This is a genomic window from Agrobacterium sp. DKPNP3, from assembly GCF_052686535.1.
In genome coordinates this window covers 63,692-77,293 of record NZ_JBQYSN010000007.1, presented here as the reverse complement: position 1 = coordinate 77,293, position 13,602 = coordinate 63,692, and the positions used below count along the sequence as shown (strand labels likewise).

Below are 13,602 nucleotides of genomic sequence, written 5' to 3'. Positions count from 1 at the left end.
TTCCCCATGAGCGCATTTACCCTTTCCGATCTGGAGCGCATCGTCGCAACCCGCGCCGCCGCATCTCCTGACGAATCCTGGACGGCCAAGCTGGTTGCGGCCGGTCAGGAGCGCGCCGCGAAAAAACTCGGCGAAGAGGCGGTGGAGACCGTTATTGCCTCCATCGCCAAAGATCGCGATGGGCTGAAAAACGAGGCCGCCGATCTACTTTACCATCTGCTTGTCGTGCTGAAGATTGCCGATATTCCACTTGCGGACGTTTTTGCCGAGCTTGAGCGGCGCACAGGCCAGACCGGCCTTGCGGAAAAGGCGGCGAGGCCGACGTCATGAATGTCACGGCAGGCAGCGGGGAGAGAGGCATGCCAGGCACACTCGATCATTTTCGTGCGGACGAATATTCACCCTATCACTTCTTCAGTTCCGAAGAATGGGCTAAATTCCGCGCCGATACGCCGTTGACCCTGTCTGCGGACGAGGTCAAGCGGCTGCGTTCGCTGGATGATCCGATCGATCTGGACGAAGTGCGGCGCATCTATCTCTCGCTATCGCGCCTGCTGTCATCACATGTCGAAGCGTCGCAACTGCTGTTCGAGCAGCGCAACCGCTTCCTCAACATGGCTGACGTCAACAAGACGCCTTTCGTCATTGGCATTGCCGGTTCCGTCGCTGTTGGAAAATCCACGACGGCACGTATTCTGAAAGAGCTCCTGGCGCGCTGGCCTTCCAGCCCGAAGGTCGATCTGATCACCACGGACGGCTTTCTTTATCCGAACGAGGTTCTGCGGCGGGAGAACCTGATGGAACGCAAGGGTTTTCCGGAAAGCTATGACATTGGCGCGCTGCTGCGGTTCCTCTCGGCAATCAAGGCCGGCCAGCCGAATGTGAAGGCGCCGCGCTATTCGCACCTGACGTATGATGTGCTGCCCAATGAATACACGGTTGTCGACCAACCCGACATCCTCATTTTCGAAGGCATCAACGTGCTGCAATCGCGTGATCTGCCGGCAGGCGGGCGCATCGTGCCGATCGTTTCCGATTTCTTCGATTTCTCGATCTATATCGATGCCGACGAGGATTTCATTCACAACTGGTATGTGAACCGCTTCATGAACCTGCGGCAGACCGCCTTCCGCGACCCCAATTCCTTCTTCAACCGTTATGCGTCGATCAGTGAGGAGGCAGCGCTCAGCATCGCCGAGGGGCTCTGGCAGAACATCAACCTGAAAAACCTGCGCCAAAACATTGTCCCCACGCGACCGCGGGCGGATCTCATTCTGCGCAAAGGCAAGAACCACCTGATCGACACCGTTGCGCTTCGTAAGCTCTGAAAATCAAGTACCCTCTGATTAGTCGCTGGAGGGCTTACCGCGCATCTTCTTGATATCAGAACGGCCGGACTTTGCCTTCAAACGACGCTCCACCGAGCCTTTAGTCGGCTTCGTGGCCTTGCGAACGGGCGGCGGCGGGGCCGCGGCTTCCAGGATCAAATCCTTCAGCCGCTCCCGCGCGTCTTCACGATTGCGCTCCTGACTGCGAAAGCGGCTGGCCTCGATCATCAGCACGCCCTCTTTCGACACGCGCCTGCCAGCGAGACGCAGCGCATTGGCCTTCACCCGGTCCGAAAGGGATGGCGAATTGGCGATGTCGAAAAACAGCTGAACCGCGGTCGAAACCTTGTTGACGTTCTGGCCGCCCGGCCCGCCGGCCAGCACGAATTGCTCCGTCAGCTCCCAGCCGGCGATGGTGATACGGTTGCTGATGTAAAGCGCGTCGCTGGCCATGATCTTTCTCCGCGCCCGTGATGCCACAGAACGCAAAAAATGAAAACAGCGGGAAACCAAGAGCACCCTGGCAAAAAGAAACCCGGCGCTCAGGCCGGGTTCCCCTCCTCCTCATATATGAGGCTTAACTCATTCAGCTGCGAGCAAAAGGCCCGGTGCTGCGTCGCGAACCCTGCTGTCGACATGGTCTTCGAACTTGGTGAAGTTCGTGACGAACATCGAGACCAGCTTCTTCGCCTGGGCGTCGTAGGCGGCACCATCGGCCCAGGTGGAACGCGGATCGAGGATCGCGCTGTCGACACCGTCAAGCGACTGAGGAACGGCGAAGCCAAAATTCGCATCGGTGCGGAACTGGGCATTCTTCAGGTCGCCGGAAAGAGCAGCCGTCAGAAGCGCGCGCGTCGCCTTGATGGGCATACGCTTGCCGATACCATAAGCGCCGCCGGTCCAGCCGGTGTTGACGAGCCAGCAATCCACGCCGTGCTTGCCGATCAGCTCACGCAGCAGGTTGCCGTATTCCGCCGGGTGGCGCGGCATGAAGGGTGCGCCAAAGCATGTGGAGAAGGTGGCTTCCGGCTCGGTCACGCCCTTTTCCGTGCCGGCGACCTTTGCGGTGTAACCGGAGAGGAAGTGGTACATGGCCTGCTCTGGCGTCAGCCGGGCGATCGGCGGCAGCACGCCGAAGGCGTCGGCCGTCAGCATGATGATCGTCTTTGGATGGCCGGCAATGCCGGTTTCCGACGCATTCGGGATGAAGTGCAGCGGATAAGCGCTGCGGGTGTTTTCCGTCAGCGAGTTATCGTTGAAGTCAGGAACGCGGTTTTCGTCCAGCACGACGTTTTCCAAAACCGTGCCGAAACGGTTGGTCGCAGCGTAGATTTCGGGCTCGGCTTCAGCCGAAAGTTTGATCGCCTTGGCGTAGCAACCGCCCTCGAAATTGAAGATGCCATGTTCGCCCCAGCCGTGCTCGTCATCGCCGATCAGCGTGCGTGCCGGATCGGCAGACAGCGTTGTCTTGCCGGTGCCGGAGAGGCCGAAGAAGACGGCGGAATCGCCCTCCGGACCGACATTCGCCGAGCAATGCATCGGCATGACGCCCTTGGCGGGCAACAGGTAGTTCAGAACCGTGAAGACCGACTTCTTGTTTTCGCCGGCATAGCTCGTACCACCGATCAGAACGAGGCCCTTGGTCAGGTCGCAGGCGATAACCGTTTCCGTGCGGCAACCGTGGCGCACCGGATCAGCCTTGAAGCTCGGCAGATTGATGATGGTAAGCTTCTGGCTGAAGCCATCAAGCGTCTCGCGCTTCGGCCGGATCAGCAGATTACGGATGAAAAGCGAATGCCAGGCAAGCTCGGTGACGACGCGGGTCGGCAATGCGTTCTCCTCATCGGCGCCGCCGATCAGGTCCTGCACATAGAGAGTCTTGCCGGCGGCATGCGACAGCATATCCTTATGCAGCAGGTCGAAGTGCGCCGGAGACAGCGGCTTGTTGTTATCCCACCAGATCGTGTCTTCGGTGGAGGCATCGCGAACGACGAATTTGTCCTTTGGCGAGCGGCCGGTGTGCTGGCCAGTGACGGCACGCAACGCTCCATCCACGGTCAGTTCGGCTTCGCCATTTCGGATCGCGTGCTCGTATAACTCGCTTTCATTGAGGTTATAAAAGACGCGGGAGGCCTCGCCCAGTCCGAGTTCTGCGACTCCATTGGCAGGATTATGAACCCCAATCTCGTTCATGACGCGTTCCTTGTTGATGACGTAAGGCCGTTGAAATTTTCTCGGAAAATACGTGGCGTCTTTCGGAAAGGCAAGAGGCTGAAATTAAAAAACTTAGTGATTTCAATATATTAATCGATTTAAAAGATTTTATTTCTTTTTAAATCGGTTGAAGTCGCATTAAAATCCGGCAGCGGACCTTTTGTGAAAATCAGAAGCTGCGCCCCCTCGATTTCATGGCCATTTTTCCTTTGCCACAATTTGTTCCACCTTTATACTCAAGAGAGTGGCTCGCGGCGCGCAACCTTGGCTGGGTGGATGTCGGGAGTTACGAGAAAATGACGATGGAGACCAACTACATGCAGACGATCGCGCTAGTCGACGACGACCGGAATATTCTGACTTCGGTATCGATCGCGCTTGAAGCCGAGGGCTACCGGGTCGAAACGTATACGGATGGGGCTTCCGCGCTCGACGGGTTGATTGCCCGTCCGCCGCAGCTCGCCATTTTCGACATCAAGATGCCACGCATGGACGGCATGGAGCTTCTGCGGCGCCTTCGCCAGAAATCGGATCTGCCGGTTATCTTCCTCACCTCCAAGGATGAAGAGATCGACGAGCTGTTCGGCCTGAAGATGGGCGCGGACGATTTCATCACCAAGCCCTTCTCGCAGCGCCTTCTGGTGGAGCGCGTCAAGGCGATCCTTCGCCGCGCCAGCAGCCGCGAAGCGTCCGCTGCAACCGGCAGCGTGCTGAAGCCGACTGCAGACCAGCAGGCGCGCACGCTGGAACGCGGGCAACTCGCCATGGACCAGGAACGTCACACCTGCACCTGGAAGGGTGAGCCGGTGACGCTCACGGTGACCGAATTCCTCATCCTGCATTCGCTGGCGCAGCGGCCAGGCGTTGTCAAAAGCCGCGACGCGCTGATGGATGCCGCTTATGACGAACAGGTCTATGTCGACGACCGTACCATCGACAGCCACATCAAGCGCCTTCGCAAGAAGTTCAAACTGGTCGATGGCGACTTCGATATGATTGAAACGCTTTATGGCGTAGGATATCGCTTCCGCGAAGCGGCTTGAACGAGCCGACTCACGCTGAGGGGACCGCTCGATCCGGGGCGGTAAGGACTTGAATACGTGTTGAAGAAAACGCCGGAAAACGTCTCGGACAGTGACGATGCCGAAGATCGCGGCAGCGAACGCCGCCATCGTATCCATCCGCTGACGATCGTCCGGCGTATCTTCGGCAATGCGGTGTTTTCGAGCCTTACACGCCGCATCCTGTTTTTCAATGTGGCGGCGACGGTAGTTCTCGTCGGCGGCATTCTCTACCTCAACCAGTTCCGTGAAGGACTGATCGACGCGCGTGTGGAAAGTCTTCTGACACAGGGCGAAATCATCGCTGGCGCGGTGTCCGCCTCCGCCTCGGTCGATACCAACTCGATTACCATCAATCCGGAAAAGCTGCTCGAGTTGCAGGCAGGTCAGAGCATTACCCCTGCCCCCAATGACGAGGATTTGAGCTTCCCGATCAATCCCGAGCGTGTGGCGCCGGTCCTGCGGCGGCTGATTTCGCCGACGCGGACCCGCGCGCGGCTATTTGATGCCGACGCCAATCTGCTGCTCGACTCGCGCCATCTTTATTCGCGCGGCCAGGTCCTGCGCTTCGATCTGCCACCGGTCACGCCGGAGACGCAGACATGGGGCGAATGGTTTACCAGCATGTTCAACCGCATGCTGCAGCCGAGCAGCCTGCCGCAATATAAGGAAGCGCCCGGCGGCGATGGCTCGATCTACCCCGAAGTCATGAACGCGCTGACCGGCGTCCGCGGCGCGGTCGTGCGCGTCACCGAAAAAGGCGAGCTTATCGTGTCGGTCGCCGTGCCGGTGCAGCGTTTCCGCGCGGTGCTCGGCGTTTTGCTGCTCTCGACGCAGGCGGGTGATATCGACAAGATCGTGCATGCCGAGCGCCTTGCCATCATGCGCGTCTTCGGCATTGCAACGCTCGTCAACATCGTGCTGTCGCTGCTCCTGTCATCCACCATCGCCACACCGCTCAGGCGTCTTTCTGCGGCGGCCATCCGCGTGCGGCGCGGCGCGAGAACACGTGAAGAAATCCCCGATTTCTCTGCCCGCCAGGATGAGATAGGCAATCTTTCGATCGCGCTGCGCGAAATGACGACGGCGCTCTACGACCGGATCGACGCCATCGAGAGTTTCGCCGCCGATGTTAGCCATGAACTCAAGAATCCGCTGACGTCGCTGCGCAGCGCCGTTGAGACCCTGCCGCGAGCGAAGACAGAAGAGTCGAAACAGCGCCTGACCGAGATCATTTTCCATGATGTGCGCCGCCTCGACCGCCTGATCAGCGATATCTCAGACGCGTCGCGGCTCGACGCGGAACTGGCGCGCGCCGATGCCTCGCCGGTTGATCTCGACGTGCTGATGAAGGGTCTGGTGGATATATCCCGCCAGATCAGCACCAAAAAGAAAACGGTGAAGATCGACTATGTTGTCGACCGGAAGGCCGGTGCGAAGACCTCCTTCGTGGTGAATGGTCATGATCTGCGCATCGGACAGATCGTGACAAACCTCATCGAGAATGCGCGCTCCTTCGTTGCCGAAGACAGCGGGCATATTAACGTACGCCTTTCCCGCCATCGGGACCGCTGCATTGTTCAGGTGGAAGATAACGGACCCGGCATCCAGGCGGAAGATATCGACCGGATTTTTGAGCGCTTCTACACCGACCGACCGGCAAGCGAAGGTTTCGGCCAAAATTCCGGTCTCGGCCTGTCCATCAGCCGCCAGATTGCGGAAGCCCATGGCGGTAGCCTGCGGGCCGAAAACGTCGTCGACAAATACGGCGTGATCTCGGGTGCTCGCTTCACCCTGTCGCTGCCCGCGGCCGAAACTCATGAGCGTTGAACGCTTCAACCTGCACGCCACCGCCATCGCTATCCAGAATACAGGGATCCTGTTCACGGGCCCCTCCGGCAGCGGCAAAAGCGAGCTGGCCTTCAGTTTTCTGACCGAGGCGGAACGGTGCGGTTTGCCCGCCGCGCTGATCGCAGACGATCAGATTTTCGTGTATCGCGATGGCGAAACAATCATGGCCGAGCGGCCGGAAACGATCGCTGGCCTGCTGGAATTGCGCGGCAGTGGCATTGTGTCGCTAAAAAGCATCGCGTGTGCGCCACTGCATTTTGCCGTGACATCGCTTCTTTCGCCCACAAATCCAAGACTTCCTGACGATGACGAGGTTCTGCCCCTGCCCTGTGGCGGGCATCTTCCGCTTCTGCGTATTCCGCTTTCCAGCCTGACGCCCTATGGAAAATTTGCTGCACTTGCTCAGAATCTTTTCAAGACGAATGTGAAGTGACTGCAATTCGGGCGATTTTAGGCTTGCGATTCGTATTTTCCTCATCAAGATGAAATCCCACCAATGGACAGGATTGCCGCGTTGCGATAGTCGGCAATGAGAGTGCGTGTGCAAGGGAGCATTTCATGATCGGACTAGTGCTTGTCACCCATGGCAAGCTGGCTGAGGAGTTTCGTCATGCGTTGGAGCATGTCGTCGGTCCCCAGAAATTGATCGAGACGGTTTGTATCGGTCCCGAAGACGACATGGATCAACGCCGGCAGGATATCATCGATGCCGTAGCGCGCGCCAATGATGGCAATGGCGTCATCATCCTGACCGACATGTTCGGCGGCACGCCGTCCAACCTCGCGATTTCAGTGATGAATAACGGCAATGTCGAAGTTATTGCCGGCGTCAATCTTCCGATGCTGATCAAGCTTGCAGGCGTTCGCAGCGAAGATAATATGGACAAGGCCCTTCAGGACGCGTCCGAGGCTGGCCGCAAATACATCAACGTCGCCAGCCGTGTCTTGAGCGGTAAGTAAGAAGTCAGCCCATGTCGCCACTTTCCCGGGAACTACCGATCATCAATAAACGTGGCCTGCACGCTCGTGCGTCCGCAAAATTCGTGCAGATGGTCGAGGGTTTCGACGCGATAATCACCGTATCCAAGGACGGTATGACGGTTGGCGGTACCTCCATCATGGGCCTGATGATGCTGGCGGCAAGCCCCGGCTGCAGCGTCTATGTCGAGGCAAGCGGCAATCAGGCGGAAGAGGCGCTGGCGGCGCTTGAGGCGCTTGTCGCCGACCGCTTCGGCGAAGAAGCCTGAACCGAGACCATATAAAGACATAAAGACTTCTTTATATCATCATTGCCAGATCGTTCGTGGCCTGCTAAACCGCTGCTACGTTAAAAAGCCGTGCGGCAACGCGTGGCGCTTCTGATCTGGAGAACTTCATGAGCCTTGAGAAGGACTACATCGTCGCCGATATCAACCTTGCCGCATTTGGCCGCAAGGAGCTGGACATTGCCGAAACCGAGATGCCGGGCCTGATGTCCTGCCGCAAGGAATTTGGCGAAAGCAAGCCGCTGAAGGGTGCCCGCATCTCCGGTTCGCTTCACATGACGATCCAGACAGGCGTTCTCATCGAGACACTGAAGGAACTCGGCGCCGATATCCGTTGGGCTTCCTGCAATATTTTCTCGACTCAGGACCACGCGGCGGCAGCCATCGCGGCGGCTGGCATTCCTGTGTTTGCCGTGAAGGGCGAAAGCCTGACGGAATATTGGGAGTACACCGACAAGATCTTCCAGTGGACCGATGGCGGTCTCTCCAACATGATCCTTGATGATGGCGGCGACGCCACGATGTACATCCTGCTCGGCGCACGCGCTGAAGCCGGTGAGGACGTTCTGTCCAATCCCGGTTCGGAAGAAGAGGAAATTCTCTTCGCGCAGATCAACAAGCGTCTGAAGGCTTCGCCGGGTTGGTTTACCAAGCAGCGCGACGCCCTGAAGGGTGTGACCGAAGAAACGACGACCGGCGTTCACCGCCTCTATGATCTCAGCAAGAAGGGCCTGCTGCCCTTCCCGGCGATCAACGTCAACGACAGCGTCACCAAGTCGAAGTTCGACAACAAATACGGCTGCAAAGAGTCGCTGGTTGACGGTATTCGCCGCGCAACCGACGTGATGATGGCCGGCAAGGTTGCCGTCGTCTGCGGTTACGGCGATGTTGGCAAGGGTTCGGCCGCTTCGCTGCAGGGCGCTGGCGCCCGTGTGAAGGTGACCGAAATCGACCCGATCTGCGCACTTCAGGCCGCCATGGATGGTTTTGAGGTCGTTCGCCTGGAAGACGTCGTCTCTTCCGCTGATATCTTTATCACCACGACCGGCAACAAGGACGTCATCCGCATCGAGCATATGCGCGAGATGAAGGATATGGCGATCGTCGGCAATATCGGCCATTTCGACAATGAAATTCAGGTCGCTTCGCTGCGTAACCTGAAGTGGACGAACATCAAGCCGCAGGTCGACATGATCGAGTTCCCAAAGGGCAACCGCATCATCCTGCTGTCGGAAGGCCGCCTGCTGAACCTCGGTAACGCGACCGGCCACCCGTCTTTCGTCATGTCGGCTTCCTTCACCAACCAGGTTCTGGGCCAGATCGAGCTCTTTACCAAGCAGGGTGAGTACAAGAACGACGTTTACGTGCTGCCCAAGCACCTCGACGAGAAGGTTGCGCGCCTTCATCTTGAAAAGCTTGGCGTGCGTCTAACCGAACTTTCGGATGTGCAGGCAGATTATATCGGCGTCTCGAAGCAGGGCCCGTTCAAGGCTGAACACTACAGATATTAATTTCATAGTTAATATCCACCGATATTACACAATATCTAGATGCCGTGCGCTTGACAAAGCGCGCGGCATCTTTTTTGCGCGCTCCCTTCCCGCAGATTTATGAAGGCGGTATTGTCATCAGACTTGATTCGGACACGCCAAAGGGCGGCGGGGACGAAATGGGATGTCTTGTCGAAGATGCGGCACATAGGACGGAGACAGACCGGGGATGACGGTTCACAATTCGGATCTGCGCAAGCAGGTAGTTCAACGCGTTGAAAACACGCATGCGGGCGTGACACTGGGCGCGCAGGCGTTAGCGCGTTTTCGCGCCTTTCCGGACCGCACACCGGCCACGACCAATCCTGCGAATGTCTTCGCGCGATGCCGGCTGGCAATCCACGTCATCCGTTCTGGATTCTCACGCATGCACCTCCTGCTGTCGGGAACCGTTCTCACCGGCTCGGCGACCGCTGCAATGGCCCAGGATGGGCTGGTGGCAAAGACGGGAGCGCGGCTATTCTCGTCCGGAGAAACAATCACCTATTCGCTTTTTGTCGGCATGATCTCCGCGACGCTGTTTTCCGTCGTCTGGCTCGTGCGCCAGCGCGGCAATATCGAGGCGGAAAGTAGCGAGTACCGTCAGGCACTGGCACAATCCCACCATAAGATCGCAAAATACGAAGCGCTGATCTCCGACAAGAGCCGCCGCATCGTTATCTGGGATGGCGCAGACAGCCGCCCGGAATTTCTCGGCCAGTTGCCGGCTGAGACAGGGGTGCCGCAGGCGGATCATGATTTCCTCGCCTTTGGCCGCTGGCTGAAACCGGCATCCGCAAGCCAGCTTGAAAAATCAATCGAGAAGCTCCGCAGCCACGCCCAGAGTTTCGACCTCACCATCGAAACGCAGCGCGGCGAAGTGGTCGAAGTGCAAGGCCGGGTCTCAGGCGGCAACGCCTTTGCACGCTTCATCGCGCTCAACAATCTGCGCGCGGAACTTGCCGAATTGCAGGTGGAGCGCGAGCGCCTTATCGCTTCGGTCTCCACCTTTCAGGAGCTTCTCGATTCCATCGAACAGCCCGTGTGGCGGCGAAATGGGGACGGTGAACTTATCTGGGTGAACCACGCCTATGCCCAGGCGGTGGATGCGCGCAACGCGGCCCAGGCCGTTCAGGAAAAGCGCGAATTGCTGAGCACCGTGACGCGCCAGAAGATTCGCGCCACGGCGACGCCTGAATCTCCCTATCACGACCGGATTTCAACGGTGGTGTCCGGTAACCGCAGCTTCTTCGACGTCGTCGATATCAAGACAGCCGGTGGCTCGGCTGGCATCGCGATTGATGCGACGGAAGCCGAGACCATCAGCGAGGAACTGAAGCGTGTCCTGAAAAGCCACGCGGAGACGCTCGATCATCTGGCAACGCCAGTCGCCATTTTCGACGGACGGCAGCGGCTGCAGTTCTACAATCAGGCATTCGCCACTCTCTGGGGCTTCGATCTCGTGTTCCTGGAGTCCGGCCCCGATAATTCCGAGCTTCTCGACAGGCTGCGCACCGCCGGCAAGTTGCCGGAGCAGTTGAACTGGAAGAACTGGAAGGAAACGGCGCTCTCCGTTTATCGGTCGCTCGATACCAAGACTGACCTCTGGCATCTGCCGAACGGACAGACGCTGCGCGTCATCGCCACAGCCCATCCGCAGGGCGGCGCGACATGGGTCTTCGAAAATCTGACCGAACAGGTCGATCTACAGATGCGCTACAACACCTTGGTCAAGGTGCAGGGCGAAACCATCGATCATCTTGCCGAAGGTGTCGCCGTGTTCGGTGCGGATGGACGCATCCGGCTGTCAAACCCGGCATTCCGGGCGCTCTGGGGCGTGACGGCGGAACAGGCGGAAACCGGCACCCATATCCGCGCCATAGAGACCGCCTGTGCGCCATCTTACGACGGGCCGGACGGCTGGCGCTCCTTCAGCCAATTCATCACCAGCTTCGACGATGCGCGGCCTTCCCGACAGGGAACGCTGGAACTGCTTTCCGGGCTCGTGCTTGATTATGCCATCATCCCGCTTCCCGATGCGCAGACCATGCTGACCTTCGTCAACATGACCGACAGCGTGCGCGCCGAGCGCGCGCTCAAGGAAAAGAACGACGCGCTGCTGAAGGCCGACGAACTGAAGAACGATTTCGTCCAACATGTTTCCTATGAGCTTCGCTCGCCGTTGACCAACATCATCGGCTTCACCGATCTTCTGAAGACGCCCGGGATTGGCGAATTGACGGAGCGGCAGGCGGAATATCTCGATCATATTTCCACCTCATCCTCGGTCCTCCTGACCATCGTCAACGACATCCTCGATCTGGCGACCGTCGATGCCGGCATCATGCAGCTCAATTATTCGGATAATGACCTGAACGAGCTGCTAGACGATGTGTCGGTGCAAATCGCCGACCGCCTGCAGGAAAGCGGCATTTCGCTCGAAATCGTTGCACCCGCCCATCTCGGCAGTCTGGTAGCCGATCACCAGCGGCTGAAGCAAATCCTCATCAAGCTGCTGACCAATGCGATCAATTTCGCGCCGGAGGGCTCTTCGGTCCAGCTCTCCTGCCAGCGCAGCGAAGGCGACTTCGTCTTCTCCGTGGCCGACAAGGGTCCGGGTATCCCCGAGGACATGTTGAAAACGGTCTTTGACCGCTTCTCGACACGCGGCAACGGCGGGCGGCGCACGGGGGCGGGCCTTGGCCTCTCCATTGTCGAAAGCTTTGTCAGCCTGCACCACGGCACAGTCAGCATCGACAGCCGCCCCGGCAACGGCACCATCGTGACCTGCCGTATCCCTTCCGCCACCCGGCCGCATTCCATCGCCGCAGAATGAGTGAAGACACCTCGCCGATCACCATCTCCCTTGAGGGAGAAAAGGACACCATCAGGCTGGGTGAAGACTTGGCGCTGGCTCTCAAACCCGGCGATTGCCTCGCTCTGATCGGCGATCTCGGCGCCGGCAAATCGACACTCGCCCGCGCCTTCATCCGGGCAATGGCCGATGAGCCCAACCTTGAGGTTCCCAGTCCCACCTTCACCCTTATTCAGACCTATGACGCCCGCATTCCTGTCGCCCATCTCGATCTCTACCGTCTCTCCGACGTGTCAGAACTGGACGAGCTGGGAATAGACGAGATGCTGGAGGACGGCATCTGCCTGATCGAGTGGCCGGACATCGCCGCCGAGGTTCTGCCGGCCCAGCAGACCATTCTCCTGCGGCTGACACATGCTGGCAACGGTCGCCTTGCGACGATCGAAGCGCCGGCGCAAGCGCGAAGCCGGCTCGACCGTGTCTTCGCAATTCGGAAATTCTTAGGCGATCATGGTAGGGCGGACGCCGCTCGCCGCTTTCTCAGCGGTGATGCTTCCACCCGGGCCTATGAGACGATCTCCGCTGATGGAGCGGATCTGATCCTGATGGACTGGCGGCGCCCGATGAGAGGCGCGATCGTTGCGGACGGCAAAACCTATGCGGAAATTGCGCACCTCGCCCAGGATGCCCGCCCCTTCGTTGCAATAGGCGATTATCTGAAAGACATGGGGTTTTGCGCCCCGGACATCCTTGCCGTCGATTTGGATCAGGGCATTCTCCTGCTTGAGGATCTCGGACGGGAGGGCGTGCTTGCTTCCGATGGCACGCCGATTGAGGAGCGTTATCTTCAAAGTGTCGCCTGTCTCGCCGCTCTTCACCAGACGCCGCCGCCGAACTTGCTGCCGATGCGCGACGGCGGCACCTACGAAGTTCCGCCGTTTGACCGCGAGGCGATCAAGATAGAAGTCTCGCTTCTCGTGGAATGGTACCTGCCGCACAAGCGCGGCAAGCCACTGACCGACAGCGAGAAACAGGAGTACAACGCGATCTGGGACGGCCTGATCGATTCGCTTGCCGGCTGCGAAACAGGGCTTCTGCTGCGTGATTTCCACTCTCCGAACATTCTCTGGCAGGCCCGGAATGAGGGAGTCCGGCGGGTCGGTCTCATCGATTTCCAGGACGCGATGATTGGCCCCACCGCTTATGATCTCGCTTCCATCGTTCAGGATGCGCGGGTCACCATCTCTCCGGAACTGCAGGCACGCCTGCTCTCCCATTATATGAACCGAAGAAAAACGGTGGCTTCGTTCGATGAAGCCGCGTTCCTCAAGGCTTTTGCCATCATGTCGGCGCAGCGTAACTGCAAGCTCGCCGGCATCTGGGTGCGGCTGTTGGAACGGGACGGAAAACCGGGCTATATGAAGCATATGCCGCGGACGTTCCGCTATCTTCGTGCAGCGCTGTCGCATCCCGAGCTGGCGCCGCTTAAGGAGTGGTGCATTCGCATGGGCATGGATTTTAACGACGAACACGGTTGAG

Annotated in this window: 12 protein-coding genes; 10 read left to right on the top strand and 2 right to left on the bottom strand. The window is 58.7% G+C overall.

What is annotated here, in order from left to right; all coding sequences use genetic code 11:
• The first annotated feature begins 6 nt into the window (after positions 1–6).
• Together ACUTJJ_RS03695 and coaA are read left to right on the top strand one after the other, a co-directional pair.
• Positions 7–330 (top strand): phosphoribosyl-ATP diphosphatase, encoded by a 324-nt coding sequence (locus ACUTJJ_RS03695; protein WP_296069531.1) that lies wholly within the window; start codon positions 7–9, stop codon positions 328–330.
• Positions 327–1,328, top strand: a complete 1,002-nt coding sequence (gene coaA, locus ACUTJJ_RS03690; protein ID WP_172801665.1) for a type I pantothenate kinase — start codon at positions 327–329, stop codon at positions 1,326–1,328. The genes ACUTJJ_RS03695 and coaA overlap by 4 nt, the downstream gene beginning before the upstream one ends.
• A gap of 18 nt (positions 1,329–1,346) precedes the next feature.
• Here the strand turns inward: coaA and arfB are convergent, their stop codons facing one another.
• Both arfB and ACUTJJ_RS03680 read right to left on the bottom strand, forming a co-directional pair.
• Complete coding sequence (gene arfB / locus ACUTJJ_RS03685) at positions 1,347–1,781, bottom strand: alternative ribosome rescue aminoacyl-tRNA hydrolase ArfB (RefSeq protein ID WP_445541331.1); 435 nt, start codon at positions 1,779–1,781, stop codon at positions 1,347–1,349.
• A gap of 129 nt (positions 1,782–1,910) precedes the next feature.
• Complete coding sequence (locus ACUTJJ_RS03680; RefSeq protein WP_445541330.1) at positions 1,911–3,521, bottom strand: phosphoenolpyruvate carboxykinase; 1,611 nt, start codon at positions 3,519–3,521, stop codon at positions 1,911–1,913.
• Between the two features lie 338 nt (positions 3,522–3,859).
• Between ACUTJJ_RS03680 and chvI the strand changes: the two genes are divergently transcribed.
• The 8 genes from chvI (at position 3,860) to tsaE (ending at position 13,601) form a co-directional block, all read left to right on the top strand.
• A complete protein-coding gene (gene chvI, locus ACUTJJ_RS03675) occupies positions 3,860–4,585 on the top strand; it encodes a two-component system response regulator ChvI (RefSeq protein WP_003505377.1) in 726 nt (241 codons plus the stop codon).
• A 57-nt stretch (positions 4,586–4,642) separates the two neighbouring features.
• Positions 4,643–6,433, top strand: a complete 1,791-nt coding sequence (chvG, locus tag ACUTJJ_RS03670) for a two-component system sensor histidine kinase ChvG (protein ID WP_063951586.1) — start codon at positions 4,643–4,645, stop codon at positions 6,431–6,433.
• Positions 6,423–6,887 carry an HPr kinase/phosphorylase gene (locus ACUTJJ_RS03665; RefSeq protein ID WP_445541329.1) on the top strand — a complete coding sequence of 155 codons (465 nt, stop codon included), beginning with the start codon at positions 6,423–6,425 and terminating at the stop codon, positions 6,885–6,887. The genes chvG and ACUTJJ_RS03665 overlap by 11 nt, the downstream gene beginning before the upstream one ends.
• Positions 6,888–7,012: 125 nt before the next feature.
• Positions 7,013–7,414 (top strand): PTS sugar transporter subunit IIA, encoded by a 402-nt coding sequence (locus ACUTJJ_RS03660; protein ID WP_063951584.1) that lies wholly within the window; start codon positions 7,013–7,015, stop codon positions 7,412–7,414.
• An 11-nt stretch (positions 7,415–7,425) separates the two neighbouring features.
• The gene (locus tag ACUTJJ_RS03655; RefSeq protein ID WP_445541328.1) at positions 7,426–7,701 is read left to right on the top strand and encodes an HPr family phosphocarrier protein; all 276 of its coding nucleotides are present in this window, start codon (positions 7,426–7,428) and stop codon (positions 7,699–7,701) included.
• A gap of 128 nt (positions 7,702–7,829) precedes the next feature.
• A complete protein-coding gene (gene ahcY, locus ACUTJJ_RS03650; protein ID WP_144578426.1) occupies positions 7,830–9,230 on the top strand; it encodes an adenosylhomocysteinase in 1,401 nt (466 codons plus the stop codon).
• 208 nt (positions 9,231–9,438) lie between these two features.
• A complete protein-coding gene (locus ACUTJJ_RS03645; protein WP_209086306.1) occupies positions 9,439–12,084 on the top strand; it encodes a sensor histidine kinase in 2,646 nt (881 codons plus the stop codon).
• Positions 12,081–13,601 carry a tRNA (adenosine(37)-N6)-threonylcarbamoyltransferase complex ATPase subunit type 1 TsaE gene (tsaE, locus tag ACUTJJ_RS03640; RefSeq protein ID WP_445541327.1) on the top strand — a complete coding sequence of 507 codons (1,521 nt, stop codon included), beginning with the start codon at positions 12,081–12,083 and terminating at the stop codon, positions 13,599–13,601. Before ACUTJJ_RS03645 ends, tsaE begins: the two co-directional genes overlap by 4 nt.
• The last annotated feature ends 1 nt before the right edge of the window (position 13,602 follow it).